A 17,533-nucleotide genomic window follows, 5' to 3' on the forward strand; every position below is an offset into this window, starting at 1 on the left:
AGACGCGACTTCGCCGGGCAAATACATTTACCCGTTTTCGGTACGTACAATGACCGCCTCGAACGCCCGAATTGAAGGCGTAAAGCCGTCAACCTGCTCTTGCCATTTAAGGGAAGCCCCGGATGACTGCCGCTCTCGCCCCTACTCCGCCGCTTCCCTATGCACCGGCGTGCCAGCAGGATCGAAGATCGTTGCTTCCAGCGCTGCCATCTTCGCCCGCACTTCTTTTTCCGCCTTTTCCTTCACGTGGCCGTAGCCGCGGATTTTTTGGGGTAGTTCGAGGAGTTCGGTGACGGCTCCGATGTTTTCGGCGGTCATGGCCGGGGCTATGCGGGTGAGCAGGGCTTCAAAATCGGCGATCAGCTGGCGTTCCATCTGGCGTTCTTCGCTTCTGCCGAAGATGTCGAGGGCTGTGCCGCGCAGGAACCTGAACTTGGCGAGTGCGCCCATGGCTTTCAGCATCCAGGGGCCGTAGCTTGATTTCTGCAGGTGGCCGTGTTTGTCCTTTTTGGCGAAGACTGGCGGGGCCATGTGGAATTCGAGCTTGTCCCAGCTTGAAAACTGCTCGGAAAGTTCGTGCATGAAGTCGCCATTGGTGAAGAGGCGGGCAGCTTCGTATTCATCCTTGTAGGCCATCAGTTTGCCGAGGCTTTTGGCGGCGGCGCGTGTAACCGGGCCAGCATCGCCGGAAACATCCGCCTCGCGTTTGCCGATCTGCGCAATTGCGTGTTCGAAGCGGCGGGCATAGCTCGCATTCTGATAGGCGGTGAGAAGGTCGCGGTAGCGGGCAATGACATCGTCCACCGTTTCGGTGACGGCGTGCGCGTGGATATGCTCGCGGTAGAGGTCGAGCACCTTGTCGGGGTTTTCGGCGGCCACGCGGCCCCAGCGGAAGGCCGAGATATTCATGTCGATCGCCTGGCCGTTCAGCGCAATGGCTTCTTCAATGGATGCGGGCGTGACGGGCAGACCGCCGAGCTGGCTGGCAAAACCCAGCATGAACATGTTGGCGGCGAGCGCATTGCCGAAGAGCTGGCGGGCAGCTTCGTCTGCATCGAAAAAGCGCGTCTTGCCCTCGCCTGCAGCTTTGCGGATCGTCTTTTTCATCAATTCGGCGGGGAAGGAAAAGTCCGGGTTCTGGGTGAACGAGCCCGGCATGATTTCAGCCGTGTTGGCGATGAACAGTGTGTGGTCTTCGGTGACGGTGGAGAGCACTTTCTTGGTGGCTGAAACAGCAAGATCGCAACCGAGAATGAGGTTGGAGCCGCCGGCAGGAACGCGGATGGCGGAAATGTCTTCCGGCGTTTTGGCAATGCGCATGTGGGTAGCAACCGCCCCGCCCTTCTGTGCAAGACCGGCCATGTCGATCAGGCCGCAGCCCTTTTCCTCGATATGGGCGGCCATGCCGAGAATCTGGCCGATGGTGACGACGCCGGTGCCGCCAATGCCGGTGATGATCGCGGCCCAGCCATTGTCGAGGCTTGCGAGTTTGGCCGGAGCCAAGCTCTCGTACATCGCATCAAAGCCCGATGCGTCGGTCACCTTGGCTTCAGCCTTGCGCAGCTTGGCCCCATGTACGGTGACGAAGGAGGGACAGAAGCCCTCAAGGCAGGAGAAATCCTTGTTGCAGCTTGACTGGTCGATTTTGCGCTTGCGGCCAAAGGCGGTTTCCACCGGCTGGATGGAGACGCAATTCGATTTCTTGCCGCAATCGCCGCAGCCTTCGCAGACGGCTTCGTTGATGAAAACGCGCTTGTCCGGGTCAGGGAAGGTTCCGCGCTTGCGGCGGCGGCGCTTTTCGGCCGCGCAGGTCTGGTCATAAATCAGCACGGTGACGCCGGGGATATCGCGCAAGGTCCGCTGCACATCGTCCAACTCGCGGCGGTGATGGATGGTCATGCCCTTCGGCCAGTCGATACCGGCTGGATATTTGTCGGGCTCGTCGGTGACAAGCGCGATGCGCTTCACACCTTCGGCGGCCACCTGGCGGGCGATCTGGTCGACGCTTGCGCCGGAATCCACCCGCTGGCCGCCGGTCATGGCAACGGCGTCGTTGAAGAGGATTTTGTAGGTGATGTTGGTGCCAGCCGACAGCGCAAAGCGGATGGCAAGCGATCCCGAGTGCGAATAGGTGCCGTCACCCAGATTCTGGAAAATATGATTACGGTCAGAGAACGGTGCCTGGCCCACCCACTGTGCGCCCTCGCCGCCCATCTGCGTGAAGCCCACCGTGTCGCGGTCCATCCAGACCGCCATGAAGTGACAGCCGATACCGGCCCCGGCCACCGAGCCTTCCGGCACGCGGGTGGAGGTGTTGTGCGGACAGCCGGAACAGAAATACGGCACGCGATTGCCGACATCATTGATGCCCGCAATCATCGCCTGTGCCTGTTTCAGCCGCGCGGTGCGGGCTTCAACTTCTGCATGCGCGCCGATGAATTTGGTGATGCGCTCGCCAACGGCAATGGCGATATCGTTCGGGTCGAGCGCGCCCTTGACGTGGAACAGCCACTCGCCGCGCTCATCCTTCTTGCCGACGACAACCGGCTGGTTGGCCGTGCCATAAAGCGCCTCGCGGATCTGCGTTTCGATGAGCGAACGCTTTTCTTCCACGACGATGATTTCGGCAAGCCCTTCTGAGAAAGCCTTCACGTCTTCATAGTCAAATGGCCATGTGCAGCCGACCTTGAAGAGGCGAATGCCCATGGCATTGGCTTCGGCTTCGCCAATGCCGAGATTGGAAAAGGCCTGCAGCACATCAAGATAGCTCTTGCCGGTGGAGATGATGCCAAGCTTGGCATTGGGGCCACCGCTCCAGATCGTGCGGTTGATATTGTTGGCGCGAATGAAGAGGTTGGCGGCAAGGCGCTTGTATTCATTCAGCCGCACTTCCTGGCCCAGGAAATCGATGTCGTTGGGGCGAATATGAAGCCCGCCTTCGGGACCATCAAAAGGCGGCAACTGGATATCCAGGCGGTTGAGCCCGGCATTCACCGAAGCTGTTGATTCAACATTATCCTTCACACATTTCAGTGCCACCCAGGTGGAGGAATAGCGGCTGAGCGCATAACCGAGCAGCCCATAGTCGATGAGTTCCTGAACGCCTGCAGGGTTCAGGATCGGCATCATGTAATCCACGAAATTGAATTCGGTCTGGTGGGCGTTGGTGGAGCTTTCCGCGGTGTGATCATCGCCCATCAGCACGATGGCGCCACCATGGGGCGACGTGCCCGCCAGATTGCCGTGGCGGAAGACGTCGCCGGAACGGTCGACACCCGGTCCCTTGCCGTACCAGAGGCTGAAAACACCGTCATATTTGCCGTGACCGCCAAGCTCGGCCTGCTGCGAGCCCCAGACGGCGGTGGCCGCCAGTTCCTCGTTCAGGCCGGGAATGAAGGTGATGTTGTGCGCGTCGAAATGCTTGCGGGCTTTTTCAAACTGCCCGTCGAGCCCGCCAAGCGGCGAACCACGATAGCCGGAGATAAAACCTGCCGTGTTCAGCCCGGCGGCCTTGTCGGCCTCGTGCTGCATCATCATCATTCGCACGATGGCCTGTGCGCCGGTCAAATAAACCCGGTTTTTGGTCAGGTCATATTTGTCGTCTAGCGAAATGTGCTGATGCATTACGGTCCTCCCAAACCGATATCCTCGTGTTGAAATTGTTTCCTTATCCGTGCGTTTCGTCAAATCTTTTCGACGCTCACGGTTGCAGAAGCAACGACAGGCACCTTATGTCTGGGGGAACATTCGTTTTGTTTCCAAAAATGCTGCCCAAACGAAAGAATATTCAGCCTTGAACCCTTTCTCGCTTCTCACGCGCACCGAACTTCCGCCGGAATACCGGGTGCTGATCGACAAATTCCCGCGTGCGGAATGGGGCGCGGTGCACACGATCGGCATGCTGGGGCAATTCTGGCTCGACCGGCATGACGGTTTTCGCCAGTTCTCCGCAGTGCTGGACGAAGCAACCGACAAGGCGCTGGAAGGCCAGGTGCAGCCGGGCGAATTTGCTCAGTGGTTTGCGCCGCGGCTCAACCATTTTCTCGGCGCACTGAACGGCCATCATCAGATCGAGGATTATCAATATTTCCCACTGTTCATGGCGGCTGATGGGCGGTTGAAAGGCGGCTTTGAGCTTCTGGAGGAAGATCACCACCTGATCCATGACATGCTGGCACGCAACGCATCCGCCGCCAACGATTTCATCCGCGCTTTGCAGAGCGAAACCGGTGAGGATCCGCGCAAGGCGCTGGAGCAGTATGCCCTGGAAGCCAAGGGCCTCCTCAAGGGGCTGGAGCGCCACCTGGAAGACGAGGAAGACCTGATCCTGCCGCTGTTGATGGAACAGGGGGAGGACAAGTTCGGCCACTATTGACGCCGCCGGCGCAGCATCAAAGGGGCTTCAACCCGCAGGTTTCGAGCATGCGGAAATGCTTGTCCGCTGACCAAGCTCGTCAAACGCTGGCCAAATGTCCCATTTTCCTCGGCTATTGGACTTAAAAAGCGCTGAATTGTCGCGGTTGAAAGCTGTGTGTTTACTTTTTTCGGAGAAATTGCGGCGAGCACCTTGAAAGATGCTGCCAACAGGGTTTTAACAAAACCCAATTGACCGGACAGACCGCCTCCGCAACAAAATAACTGCCAGAAAGAAGAAAAATGGGCGACTATCGCAAGCTGAAGCTTTTACGCCGTATCAAGGTGATGCGGGGTAGACGCGGGAGCTGGCGAGACAGGGCCGTTTTCTGGCTGGGCGCTTTGGCCATCGGTGCAGTCAGTGTCGGTTTTGCCATTGCATCGGACTATGCGCTGGACATATTCCACAGCGTCACCACCTCTTCGGAATATGCCTTTCTTTATCCGCTGATCATCACCCCTGCCGGTTTTGTTGCCTCTGCCTGGCTCGCCTATGTCTACTTCCCGAATTCGCAAGGGTCGGGCATTCCACAGGCCATTGCTGCGCGGCATTTCAAGACCAAGGCGTATCGCGCCCGCCTGCTGTCGCTCAAAATCGGCGTCGGCAAGGTGTTGCTGACCATTTTGGGCCTCCTCTGTGGTGCCTCTATCGGGCGCGAGGGGCCGACGGTGCAGGTTGGTGCGGCAATCATGCTGCAATCCGCCCGCCTTGGCCGGGTTCTGCATGCGCGCGGGCTTATTCTGGCAGGTTCGGCAGCCGGTATTGCGGCGGCCTTCAACACGCCGCTTGCCGGTATTGTGTTTGCCATTGAGGAAATGAGCCGCAACTTTCAGATCCGCGCCAACGGCGCGATCCTGACCGCCGTCATTCTGGCGGGTCTCGCATCACTGGCCTTTCTCGGCAATTACACCTATTTCGGCGAAACGAGCGATGTGATCCACGGCACGCGCCAATGGCTGCTGGTGCCGCTTTGCGGCATTGGCGGGGGCATTTTCGGCGCGCTATTCTCTCAAGGCGCTTTGTGGTTGACCCTTCGCCTGAAGCGCTGGTGGATTGTCAATCCACGCCCGCGTATCGTCATTGTCGCCGCTGTCAGCGGTTTCATCGTGGCTGTTATCGGCATAGTTTCCGGCGGCACGACCTTCGGCACAGGTTATGAAATGGCCCATGGCGCGCTGGAAGGCGAAGCCCTGCCGCCGCTCTTCTTCCTTGGCAAGCTGCTCGCCACCTTCGTTTCCATGATGTCGGGCATTCCCGGCGGCATTTTTGCGCCGTCGCTGGCGGTGGGGGCGGGGCTCGGCTCGACCATCGGCCAGCTTCTTGGAACCCCTGCGGGTATTGCAGCGCTGCTCGGCATGGCCGGTTATTTCTCCGGCGTCGTGCAGGCCCCCATGACCGCCTTCGTGATCATTCTGGAAATGACCGGCAGCCATGACAATGTGATTGCGCTGATGGCAACGGCGATGATGGGCTATGTGGCGGCCCGCATGATCAGCCCCGAACCGCTTTATCACGGGCTGTCCCGCGCTTTCATTGCGGACACGATCCGGGTGATGCGCGCCAATGCGCAGGCCGAGAAAGCTGCCGAGCAGGAAGAAGAAGAGTCCCAAGCCCCCCGCGACCGCACTATGCAGCAGCAATAGGCTTTTCCATCATTTGCCGGATTGAGAGAGATATTTGCTCTTAAATCCAGCATCGCGGAAATCCGTATTTCTGTCCCCAAAGCGCGTTGCCTGAAATAATCCCTGATAGATTTTTAAGGGATTACATCATGACTGCTGCCATCTCTCCCAGCACCGAAACTGCAACATCTCTCGACAGCCAGTTGGCCGCGCTTGATCTGGCCGGACGCCTGCAGCTTGTCGCAAGCCTTGGCGGGCGTGCCGTCTTCACCACGTCGCTCGGTGTTGAAGATCAGGTGATCACCGCTGCGATTGGCGAGCACTGTCGCGAGATCGAAGTCGCAACGCTGCAGACGGGCATGCTTTTTAAAGAAACGGTCGATCTGATCGAGACGTCGGAAAAGCGCTATGGGATTGAAATCAAGCAATTTCATCCGCAAAAGGCTGACGTCGAGGACTATATCGCGCAGTTCGGCAGATATGGTTTTTATGAGAGCGTTGAAGCGCGCCATGCCTGCTGCGGCGTTCGCAAGATGAAGCCGTTGGCGCGCGCGCTGGAAGGGGCTTCCTTCTGGATCACTGGCCTGCGCCGCGGCCAGTCGGGCAACCGCGCCAACACGCCGTTTGCCGAATATGACGCAGAGCGCAATCTCATCAAGATCAACCCGCTTGCCGATTGGGATATCGACCATATCTGGGCGCATGTGAAGGAAGACGACATTCCCTACAACGCCATGCATGACCGCGGTTACCCCTCGATCGGCTGCGAACCCTGCACGCGCGCCATCAAGCCCGGCGAACCCGAACGCGCCGGACGCTGGTGGTGGGAGCAGGATGAGAAGCGCGAATGCGGTCTGCACGTGCCGGAAGCCGCATCCGAATCCTACAATTCAAGTTCACTGTGATACCTGTCAGGAATACAGCTTATGCATATATCCGAATTCGACCTGCACACGCAGGATAAGCCGAACAAGCCGCCGCTCGATCCGCACCTGAAGGCGCTGGAAAACGAAGCCATTCACATCTTCCGTGAAGCCGCTGGTGAATTCGAGCGGCCTGTGATGCTTTACTCCATCGGCAAGGACTCGTCCGTTCTGCTGCACGTGGCGCGCAAGGCATTTTATCCGGGCCGTATCCCCTTCCCGCTTCTGCATGTGAACACGGGCTGGAAGTTTCCCGAAATGATCGAGTTTCGCGACGAGATGGTTCGCCGCTTCGATCTCGATCTGGTGTCGCACACCAATCCGCGCGGCCCGGCTGAGAACATCACGCCGTTTACCCATGGTTCGGCGCTCTATACCGACATCATGAAGACCGAAGCCCTGCGCCAGGCACTGGATGCCGGTCAGTATGATGTGGCCTTCGGTGGTGCGCGGCGTGACGAGGAAGCCTCCCGCGCCAAGGAGCGTATCTACTCCTTCCGCACGCCCGACCATCGCTGGGACCCGCGCAACCAGCGCCCGGAACTCTGGAATGTCTATAACGGCATGATCCGCAAGGGCGAGAGCGTGCGCGCCTTCCCGCTCTCCAACTGGACCGAAGTGGATATCTGGCGCTACATCCAGGCGGAAAACATTCCACTGACCCCGCTTTACTATGCCAAGAAGCGCAAGTTCGTGGAGCGCGACGGCATGCTGATCTGGGCCGAAGACCCCCGTTTTGAAGCGCTTCCTGGCGAGCAGATCCAGGAAGACTATATCCGCTTCCGTACACTCGGCTGCTGGCCGCTGACGGGCGCGATCAAGTCGCATGCCACAACGCTGGACGAAGTGATTGCGGAACTGGAAATCGCAACGGTTTCCGAACGCCAGGGCCGCGCCATCGACAAGGACCAGGCCGGTTCCATGGAAAAGAAAAAACGTGAGGGGTATTTCTAAGATGTCTTCAACGGCTGCAAATGTTGCTGCTCCGGCAGCAGAACTCGCCCCCGCCTCGAAGGATTCGCGTCCGCTGCGCCTGATTACCTGCGGATCGGTGGATGACGGCAAGTCAACCCTGATCGGCCGTCTGCTTTGGGACACCAAAGCAGTGAAGGAAGATCAGGCGGCGGCGCTGAACCGCGACAGTTCCGGCAAGCAGAACGATCTCGGCCTGCCCGATTTTGCCCTGCTGCTCGACGGCCTGCAGGCCGAGCGCGAACAGGGCATCACGATTGATGTTGCCTATCGCTATTTCTCGACCGACAAACGCTCGTTCATCGTTGCCGACACACCCGGCCACGAGCAATATACCCGCAACATGGCGACCGGCGCTTCAACCGCCGATCTCGCCGTTCTCTTGGTGGATGCGCGCGCCGGCATTCTGGAGCAGACCCGCCGCCACGCCACGATTGCGACCCTGATGGGCATTCGCCAGTTCGTGCTTGCTGTCAACAAGATCGACCTGATGGACTATTCACAGGCCCGGTTTGACGAGATCGCTGCCGAATTCCGCGAAATTGCTCTCTCTCTCGGCGTCAAACAGATCACCGCGATCCCGGTCTCGGCGCTAAAGGGCGAAAATGTCGTTTATGACGGTAAGGCCTCCATGCCCTGGTACAAGGGTCCGACGCTGGTGGAAGTGCTGGAACTGGCAACCGTGCGCTCTGCACAGACTGTAGGTTTCCGTCTTCCCGTGCAGCGCGTGTCGCGCCCGGGTGAAAGCTTCCGCGGTTATCAGGGCACCGTTGCCGGTGGCTCGGTAAAGCCCGGCGACAGTGTGGTGATCCTGCCATCCGGCATGGTTGCCAATGTCAAGCAGATCGTGACCTTTGACCTTGTTCGAAATGCAGCTGTTGCAGGCGATGCGATCACGCTCGTTCTCGACCGTCAGGTCGACGTCTCACGCGGCGATTTGATCGCCAGCATTGATGCACAGCCGCAGGCCGGTCGCGCCTTCGATGCGCAGATCGTGGCCCTGCAGGCCGAGGGCATTCAGCCGGGCAAGCGCTATTGGCTGAAATCCGGTGCACGCCGCCAGCGTGTGCAGGTGCAGCCTGCAAGCCAGCTTGATCTCAAAACCGGCAAGTGGGAAGCGCACAAGGAGGCATTCGCCATGAACGCCATCGGCAAGGTTCACCTGAACTTTGACGAACAGGCGATTTTCGACCCCTATGAACTGAACCGCCACACCGGCGCTTTCATCCTGATCGACCCCGACACCAACAACACGGTGGCCGGTGGCATGATCCAGGGCAAGCGCGCGGGCGTTTCAGGCCTGCATTCGGGCGATGAGCGCGTGATCCTCTCCCTGCCGGCTGATCTTGCCGATCAACTGCTGGCGAGCGAGGCACTGGCCGAGCGCCGCGACGAGGTGGACATCCGCCGCACCAATCCGGGCCGGGCAGCCGAGCTGCTCAGCGGACTGGACGATTGATCAAAGGGCCTTCGGGCCCTTTTTTATGCCTGCTTTTCAGCACCCGCACGGCGTCCGACCAGACGCAACCTCAATGCATTTGTAAGCACAAACACCGAAGACAGGGCCATGGCGCCTGCGGCAATTGCCGGTGACAGCATGGTGCCGTTTAAGGGATAGAGCGCTCCAGCGGCGAGCGGGATCAACAGCACGTTATAGCCAAAGGCCCAGAAGAGGTTCTGGCGGATATTGGCCATGGTGCGGCGGCTGATATCGAAGGCGGTGGCGATCTTTCCGATGTCGCCGGACACCAGCACCACATCGGCACTCTCTATGGCAACATCCGTGCCGGAACCCACGGCAATGCCAACATCGGCATGGGCCAGTGCGGGCGCATCATTGATACCGTCGCCGACAAAGGCAAGCTTGCCATGGGTGTTGCGTAGCGCGTTCAGCGCATCGACCTTGCCGCCGGGCAGAACTTCAGCCACGACATGGGCAATGCCGAGCTGGCGCGCAATGGCGTCTGCCGTCCTGGCATTGTCGCCGGTGATCATTGCGGTTTCAATGCCTGCCGATTGCAGCGCCTGCACGGCCTGCTTCGCGCTTGGCTTGATGGGGTCAGATACACCGATTGCGGCGACAGCGACACCATCAACAGCAGCATAAAGCGGCGTTGCACCGTCTGCTGCGAATTCCGCGCCCCTGGCGGCGAGATCGGCCAGATCGATGTTCTCCTTGGCAAAAAAGCGGTCGGCACCCACGATCACCGCGCGGCCATCGACCGTGCCTTTGACGCCCATGCCGGTCACGGCGTTGAAAGATGTGGTTTTGGCGGGCTCGAGGCCGCGAGAGGTGGCCGCACGCACGATGGCGGCGGCAACCGGGTGTTCTGACAAGGCTTCGAGCGCGGCAACCAGGCGAAGCGCATCGGCCTCGCTCCAACCCTCGGCGAGGGCAAGCCCGGTCAGTTCCGGCTGGCCTGCCGTCAGCGTGCCGGTCTTGTCGAAGGCAACGACACGGCATTCCTGCAAGGATTGCAGCGCATCGCCCTTGCGGAAAAGCACGCCCAGTTCAGCCGCCCGTCCACTGCCCACCATGATGGAGGTGGGTGTGGCAAGCCCCATGGCGCAGGGGCATGCAATGATGAGGACGGCGACACCGGCGACCAGCGCATAGCTGAGGTTTGGGCCGAAAGTCAGCCAGACGAGAATGGTGACAATCGCGACGGCGATGACAGCCGGTACGAACCAGGCCGTGATACGGTCCACCAAGCCCTGGATCGGCAGTTTTGCACCCTGCGCCTCGCTGACCATGCGGATGATCTGCGCAAGCAGCGTATCGGAGCCGACCTTCTTGGCTTCGAAAACGAATGTGCCGTTGCCGTTGACCGTGCCACCGGTGACGGGTGCACCCTCTTCCTTTTCGACCGGAACAGGCTCGCCGGTGATCATGCTTTCATCCACGAAGGACGTGCCTTCGACCACCGCGCCATCGACTGCGATCTTCTCGCCGGGGCGCACACGGACATGATCGCCCGGCACAATGTCATCAATTGGCACTTCCACATCTTTGCCATCGCGCACGACACGCGCAGTCTTGGCGCGCAGGCCGATGAGTTTTCGGATGGCCGCACCTGCCTGCCCCTTGGCGCGCGCTTCGAGCATGCGGCCAATCAGGATCAGCGTGACGATCATCGCGGCAGCTTCAAAATAGACGTTGCGCGTGCCTTCCGGCAGGACACCGGGCAAGAAAGTCGCGACCACCGAATAGATCCACGCAGCCGAAGCGCCGAGCGCCACCAGCGCGTTCATATCCGGCGCACCGCGAAAGAGACCGGGGAAGCCTTTTGTCAGGAACATGCGGCCAGGCCAGAGAAGGACAAGCGTTGTCAGCACAAACTGGATGATCCAGCTTGTCTGCATGCCGATCAGCCCGTGCAGCCACATGTGGAAGCTCGGAACGATATGGCCGCCCATTTCCATGATGAAGACCGGCAATGTGAGTGCTGCAGAAATGATGGCGCGCTGCCGCAGTTCGATGAACTCTTCGGCCTTGCGGTCTTTCGCCTCGCTCAGCTCAGCGGCTTTGACCTTTGATGGATATCCGAATTTCGCCGTTGCTTCGGTGAGCATCTGCGGTGCAGTGACGCCTTCGAGGAAATGAACGCTCGCCGTTTCGGATGCGAGGTTGACGGTGGCGCTCTTCACGCCAGGAACGGCGGACAACGCCTTTTCCACGCGACTGACGCAAGAGGCACAAGACATGCCTTCAACGTCCAGCGTCAGTTCGGATTCAACGGCGGGATAACCCGCCTTTTCCAGAGCGCCGGAGAGAAGCTGCGGGCCATTTTCGCCTTCATACTCCACCAGCGCGCTTTCGGCGGCCAGATTGACGGAGGCCTGTTTGACACCGGGAACAGCAGCGAGCACCTTTTCCACACGGCCCGCGCAGGAGGCGCAGGACATGCCGCTGACCTGCAGATTGATTTTTTGAAGTTGCGTCATGGCGCACCCCTTTCGAATGATCTGCCGCATGAAAGCGGAGCACATTTTACCGGGTTCATTTGAGCCCCGCTTCATGCTTTGTTCAGCCGCATGTACGTTATCGTTCAACCGCGTGCGATTGAACGCGACATGCTTTAGATAGGCTTTCCAGTCACTGGAAGGTCAAGGGATGACGTGGGAGTTTTTTCGCTTGACCTTCCAGCCGCTGGAAGCCCTATCTTGGGTCCAATACAGTCAACGAGGTGCGATTATGAGTGAACAGCCAAAGACCGTTTTCAATGTTGCCGACATGAGCTGCAACCACTGCGTCGGCACGATCAAATCAGCACTGGAAAGCGAAATGCCAGGGGTGGATTTCGAAATCGACCTTGGCGCTCACACGGTGAGCGTTGCTGGCGACAAGGCCAAGGCCGAAGCAGTGATCCGCGATGCGGGCTATACGCCGGAGGTGGTAAAGTGAACCGAATGCCCGCGGATTTGATTGGCTTACGGGTAGGTTAGCCGCAAATCAGCCACCAAACAGGCGCGCAGAAAACGGTTGATAAAAAGTCAAAAGGCCACCAAACTGGTGACCTTCTTTATAGAGCGCCGGGGGTCCGTCACGAACATGCGCGCTGCCGACCTAATTCCCGACGTTTCGAGCGTTATAATGGGGATTACGCCGGGATATGTCAAGGAATTTGACCAAAGCTGATGTCCTGGCAATCAAGGCTTTGATTTCCGAGGAGCGTCTGGGAACATTCCGCTCTATCACACATTCCGATGAGGATGCGATTGAATTGCACCAAGCCTCCATGCTGCTCTCTTCATCGCTGATGTCCGTCACTGGCATGCTGGAAATAGCTATGCGCAACGCCGTCTGCAATCAGATTCATCAAGACTATGGTGTCGTTGATTTCCTCCGGGCACCGCCAACCGGGCTTCACTGGCATGCCCTTGAGAAAAAGAAGATTGATGAGGCTGAAGCCCAAGCACGTCGCGCCGCCTATTCAAAACTCGAAACGGCTCAAAAAGAGGCGCTGGATGCGATCGCATTTCCTCAAGGAGTGCCTCCCAATATCAAACACTCCAACCTTGCAAAGAAGCGGCAGGCGACCATTGGGGTATCAGTTGGGCAAGTTATTTCGCAGCTAACCATCTTTTTCTGGAAGCGCCTCTTCTCAGAACAATATGAACCGACATTGTGGAAGCGCTCTCTCAAAAAAGTCTTTCCGAACAAGACTTACGCCCGCGCGGATATCGCCGAACAACTGGAGGTACTCTACCAGATTAGAAACCGGCTCGCTCACCATGAGCCGGTTTATGGGACCCGTCTTCAGAAAATCGTAGAAGCCGTAGATTTCATTTCCTCTAATCTGGGTTCGCGCAGACCAGACCCAGAGTCCGCTATCGCCAAGTTTGTGCTGCCGCACCGTGAGCTGCTCGACAGCCAGATAGCAATATTTCAAAGCACATTCACGCGCCTGACAAGCCACTCTGATCAACGCGCAAATGATGAAAATCTCTAAAGATCGCTGGTCTGCACCAGTTTCGAGTGCACCTTATCCCTCTAAATACACCGTCCCCCGTCCACTTCCATCGCCACGCCAGTCACCATCGATGCCTCATCCGAGCACAGGAAGCAAGCGGCGTTGCCCATATCTTCCGGGGTCGAGAAGCGGCCGATCGGGATAGTGGAGAGGAATTTGGCGCGCACTTCGGGCGTATCCTCGCCCATGAAGCTTTTCAGAAGCGGGGTTTCGCCAGCCACCGGGTTGATCGCGTTCACGCGGATGCCTTGTGGCGCAAGTTCGACGGCCATGCCCTTGGTGGCGGTGATCATCCAGCCCTTGGAGGCGTTGTACCAGGTCAGGCGCGGGCGGGGTGAGACGCCGCCGGTGGAGGCAACGTTCAGGATCGCACCTTTGCCGTTCTCCTTCATATGCGGGACGATGTGCTTGGCGGTCAGGTAGACCGACTTGATATTGACCGAGAAGACGCGGTCGAAATCGGCTTCGGACACCTCGTCCAGCGCAGACGGCAGGTGCGTGACACCGGCATTGTTGACGAGGATGTCAATCTTGCCGAAAGCCTCCAGTGTTGCCTTGGCCAGCATGGCGACACTTTCATCTTTGGAAACGTCGACCACATGGGCCATGGCCATATCGCCTGCTGCCTTGGCTGCCGTCTGGGCGGCTTCCGCGTTGATATCCGCGATAACGACGCGCGCACCTTCCTCGAGGAATTTCTTCACAATGCCCGCACCAAAGCCGGACGCTCCGCCGGTGACGATGGCCACCTTGTCTTTCAGACGCATTTTGTTTCTCCCTGATTTCAATCTTTATGCTTACAGCCATGATGCGCTGCCCTCTTCTCCCCTTGGGGAGAAGGGATTACCCATGCAGCGCCGCGACGGTCTTCAGGACCGAGAAGCCGTAGAGCGCCTCAAAGCCCTTTTCGCGGCCGTGGCCGGATTTGCCGATACCGCCGAAAGGCAGTTCGACGCCGCCGCCGGCGCCGTAATTGTTGATGAAGACCTGGCCCGTCCTGATGGCCTTGGCAAGGCGCATCTGGCGCGCGCCGTCGCGGGTCCAGACGCCGGCAACAAGGCCGTAATCGGTTCCATTGGCAATGGCGACGGCGTCCTCTTCCGTTTCGAAGGGGATGACGGCCTGCACGGGGCCGAAGATTTCATCCTGCGCCAGCTTGTGGTTCGGGTCGATATCGGCGAGCAGCGCAGGCGCCAGATAATGGCCACCGGCGGGGGCAGAACCGACAATCTCGCCGCGCGCGGCAATGCCGTTTTCGTCGGCAAAATCGAGGAAGCCGGAGACGATTTCCTTTTGGCGGGCGGAAATGAGCGGGCCGACGTCGAGGTCTTCCATCGCCGGGCCAACCTTGAGTGCACGGTAGCGCTCGCTCATGCGGGCGATCACATCCCGGTAGATATCCTTTTGCACGAGAATGCGCGAGGAGGCCGAGCAGGTCTGACCGGCGTTCTGAATACCGGCATTGACCAGGAACGGCAGCGCCTTTTCAAGATCGGCATCGGCAAAGACCACCTGGGGCGACTTGCCGCCAAGTTCCAGCGTGACCGGAACAACGTTTTTCGCCGCCGCCTGCTGGATGAGCATGCCCACACCAACCGAGCCCGTGAAGGAAATGTGGTTGATGCCGGGATGGGAGGAGAGTGCAGCGCCCGCCTCTTCGCCAAGGCCCGGCACGACATTGAGCGCGCCCCTGGGCATGCCGGCCTCTTCGCAGATGGCAGCAAAGGCAAGAGCGGTCAGGCAGGCTTCTTCAGCCGGTTTCAGAACCGCGGCATTGCCCATGGTGAGGGCTGCCCCCACCGAGCGGCCAATGATCTGCATGGGATAGTTCCACGGCACGATGTGGCCGGTGACGCCATGCGGCTCGCGCAGCGTATAAACCGTGTAACCATCGAGATAGGGGATCGTTTCACCATGGATCTTGTCGGCGGCACCGCCGTAGAATTCCATGTAACGGGCAAGCGCGACGGCGTCGTTGCGGGCCTGCTTCAAAGGTTTGCCGACATCGTGGGCTTCGAGTTCAGCGAGTTCATCGACACGCTCGAGAACCATGCGGCCAATCTTGGTGAGGAGGCGACCACGCTCGAACGCGGGCATCCTGCCCCACTCGCCCTTCATCGCGGCCTCAGCGGCGGCAACGGCGGCGTCGACGTCGTCTTTTTTGCCGCGTGCAATATGCCCGATTTCAGCGCCGGTTGACGGGTCTTCGAGTGGCAGCTTCTCGCCGCTCAGCGGGGCCACCCATTCGCCGTTGATGAAGCATTTGTCTGTTTCAAACCAGGGTTTGATCATTGTTGTTTCCTTTGTCTTTCATACTTGCGTCGGGCTTTCTTCTCCCCTTGGGGAGAAGTGCCGAGCAAAGCGAGGCGATGAGGGGTTCCCACTGAACCAGTTTGAGAACCCCTCATCCGCCCTTCGGGCACCTTCTCCCCAAGGGGAGAAGGCCCAGGTTCCATTCAGCGGCTATCCCACGCCCCTTGCCTTGAGTGCGGTTTCCAGAATGGGCGTCGCGGCGAGAAGCTCGCGGGTATATTCATGCTGCGGGTTCTGGAAGACGGATTCGGTTTCGCCCTCCTCGACAATCTTTCCTGATTTCATCACCAGCACGCGATCGGTGATGGCGCGCACCACGGAAAGGTCGTGCGAAATGAAGAGGTAGGAGAGATCGAGCCGGTCGGAGAGATCGGCCAGAAGATCGAGAATCTGCGCACGGATCGACACATCAAGGGCCGACACAGCCTCGTCCAGAACGATCAGCGATGGATGAATAATCAAGGCGCGTGCAATGGCAATGCGCTGGCGCTGACCTCCGGAAAATTCGTGGATATATTTGTCCGCATCGGATGCAGAAAGCCCGACATTTTCGAGCGCTTCGGCAATGCGCTTTTCGCGGGCTTTGCCATCGGGCGCATCGCTGCCCAGAAGATGGAAGGGTTCGGCAACAAGACGCCGCACGCGGTGGCGCGGGTTGAACGATCCATAGGGGTCCTGGAAGACGACCTGCATCTTGCGGCGTACGCCAAAGCTTGCCCCTGCCCCGCAGCTGACCGGTTCACCATCAATATGGATTGCGCCACCTTGCGTCTTTTCCAGTGCCAGAATGGCGCGTGTGAGCGTGGATTTTCCGCAGCCCGATTCGCCCACAAGCCCGACATTTTCGCCGCGATGAATGGTGAAGCTCACATGATCGACAGCACGGAAGTGGCCACCCGGCTTGAACAGGGAAACACGCGGCAGCGGATAGTCGCGCACCACGTTTTCCACCTTCAACACCGGCACCTGATCTTCAACAATGGTTGGTGGATTGCGGGGCGGCTGATGGCTGGTTGCCGCCAAAAGCGCCTTCGAATAAGGCTCGCGCATATTGGCGAAGAGTTCGACGGTTTCGCCGCGCTCGATCACCTCACCGGATTTCATGATGGCAATCTTGTCGGCAATGCCTGCGACGACAGCCAGATCGTGCGTAATGAGGATGAGGCCCATCTGATCTTCGGCAACCAGCTTTTTCAGAAGCTCCAAAATCTGCGCCTGCGTGGTCACATCGAGCGCCGTTGTCGGCTCATCGGCAATCAGCAGTTTCGGCTTCAGGGCAATGGCCATGGCAATGACCACGCGCTGGCGCTGCCCGCCGGACAGCTCATGCGGAAAACGGGTGAGCGGGAAGCGGTCTTCCGTCAGGCCAACGCGGTTCAGCATATCGCGGGCGGTGGCGAGCGCTTCCGCACGGCTCTTGTCGGAATGGACCAGAATGGTTTCGGCCACCTGATCCCCGATATTTTTCAAGGGGTTCAGCGCCGTCATCGGCTCCTGGAAGATCATGCCGACGTCACGTCCGCGCACGGCGCACATTTCCGCTTCGGTTTTGGTCAGAAGTTCGGTGCCTTCCAGCGTGATGGAGCCGGACACCTGGGCCGCATGCGGCAGAAGCTGCATGACGGAAAAGGCAGTCACCGATTTGCCCGACCCGCTTTCACCGATCACGCCGAGAATTTCGCCGCGCCCAACATCAAGATCCACGTCTTTCAGGATTTGCGCGCGACCGATGGAAAGCTTCAGATTGCTGATTTTGAGGAGGGTCATTCTTGGCTCCCTCTTTCTCCCCTTGGGGAGAAATGCCGAGCATCGCGA

General features: G+C 59.1%; 12 protein-coding genes. 7 read left to right on the forward strand and 5 right to left on the reverse strand.

Annotated features, from left to right (window positions below; all coding sequences use genetic code 11):
• Window positions 1-141: 141 nt before the first annotated feature.
• A complete protein-coding gene (locus tag NHF56_RS11125; protein ID WP_252804293.1) occupies window positions 142-3,624 on the reverse strand; it encodes an indolepyruvate ferredoxin oxidoreductase family protein in 3,483 nt (1,160 codons plus the stop codon).
• Between the two features lie 169 nt (window positions 3,625-3,793).
• Between NHF56_RS11125 and NHF56_RS11130 the strand changes: the two genes are divergently transcribed.
• The 5 genes from NHF56_RS11130 (at window position 3,794) to cysN (ending at window position 9,390) form a co-directional block, all read left to right on the forward strand.
• Window positions 3,794-4,375 (forward strand): hemerythrin domain-containing protein, encoded by a 582-nt coding sequence (locus NHF56_RS11130; protein WP_252804295.1) that lies wholly within the window; start codon window positions 3,794-3,796, stop codon window positions 4,373-4,375.
• A gap of 281 nt (window positions 4,376-4,656) precedes the next feature.
• The gene (locus NHF56_RS11135) at window positions 4,657-6,057 is read left to right on the forward strand and encodes a chloride channel protein (protein ID WP_252804297.1); all 1,401 of its coding nucleotides are present in this window, start codon (window positions 4,657-4,659) and stop codon (window positions 6,055-6,057) included.
• 128 nt (window positions 6,058-6,185) lie between these two features.
• Window positions 6,186-6,941, forward strand: a complete 756-nt coding sequence (locus NHF56_RS11140) for a phosphoadenylyl-sulfate reductase (protein WP_252804299.1) — start codon at window positions 6,186-6,188, stop codon at window positions 6,939-6,941.
• 21 nt (window positions 6,942-6,962) lie between these two features.
• Entirely contained in the window at window positions 6,963-7,913 is a 951-nt protein-coding gene (gene cysD / locus NHF56_RS11145; protein ID WP_252804301.1) for a sulfate adenylyltransferase subunit CysD, read from the forward strand.
• Window position 7,914: 1 nt separating this feature from the next.
• A complete protein-coding gene (gene cysN / locus NHF56_RS11150) occupies window positions 7,915-9,390 on the forward strand; it encodes a sulfate adenylyltransferase subunit CysN (RefSeq protein ID WP_252804303.1) in 1,476 nt (491 codons plus the stop codon).
• A gap of 23 nt (window positions 9,391-9,413) precedes the next feature.
• Here the strand turns inward: cysN and NHF56_RS11155 are convergent, their stop codons facing one another.
• Complete coding sequence (locus NHF56_RS11155) at window positions 9,414-11,876, reverse strand: heavy metal translocating P-type ATPase (RefSeq protein ID WP_252804305.1); 2,463 nt, start codon at window positions 11,874-11,876, stop codon at window positions 9,414-9,416.
• Window positions 11,877-12,126: 250 nt separating this feature from the next.
• Between NHF56_RS11155 and NHF56_RS11160 the strand changes: the two genes are divergently transcribed.
• A complete protein-coding gene (locus tag NHF56_RS11160; RefSeq protein ID WP_252804307.1) occupies window positions 12,127-12,336 on the forward strand; it encodes a heavy-metal-associated domain-containing protein in 210 nt (69 codons plus the stop codon).
• 220 nt (window positions 12,337-12,556) lie between these two features.
• Window positions 12,557-13,384, forward strand: coding sequence for an Abi family protein (locus tag NHF56_RS11165; protein ID WP_252804309.1), 828 nt, complete (start codon window positions 12,557-12,559; stop codon window positions 13,382-13,384).
• Between the two features lie 41 nt (window positions 13,385-13,425).
• Here the strand turns inward: NHF56_RS11165 and NHF56_RS11170 are convergent, their stop codons facing one another.
• The 3 genes from NHF56_RS11170 to NHF56_RS11180 form a co-directional block, all read right to left on the reverse strand.
• Window positions 13,426-14,172, reverse strand: a complete 747-nt coding sequence (locus tag NHF56_RS11170; RefSeq protein WP_252804311.1) for an SDR family oxidoreductase — start codon at window positions 14,170-14,172, stop codon at window positions 13,426-13,428.
• A gap of 76 nt (window positions 14,173-14,248) precedes the next feature.
• On the reverse strand, window positions 14,249-15,697 hold the full coding sequence (locus NHF56_RS11175) for an aldehyde dehydrogenase family protein (RefSeq protein ID WP_252804312.1): 1,449 nt from the start codon (window positions 15,695-15,697) through the stop codon (window positions 14,249-14,251).
• Window positions 15,698-15,868: 171 nt separating this feature from the next.
• Window positions 15,869-17,485 (reverse strand): ABC transporter ATP-binding protein, encoded by a 1,617-nt coding sequence (locus NHF56_RS11180; RefSeq protein WP_252804314.1) that lies wholly within the window; start codon window positions 17,483-17,485, stop codon window positions 15,869-15,871.
• Window positions 17,486-17,533 lie beyond the last annotated feature (48 nt).

This window comes from Rhizobium sp. L1K21 (assembly GCF_024055895.1).
Lineage (GTDB): Bacteria > Pseudomonadota > Alphaproteobacteria > Rhizobiales > Rhizobiaceae > Ensifer_A.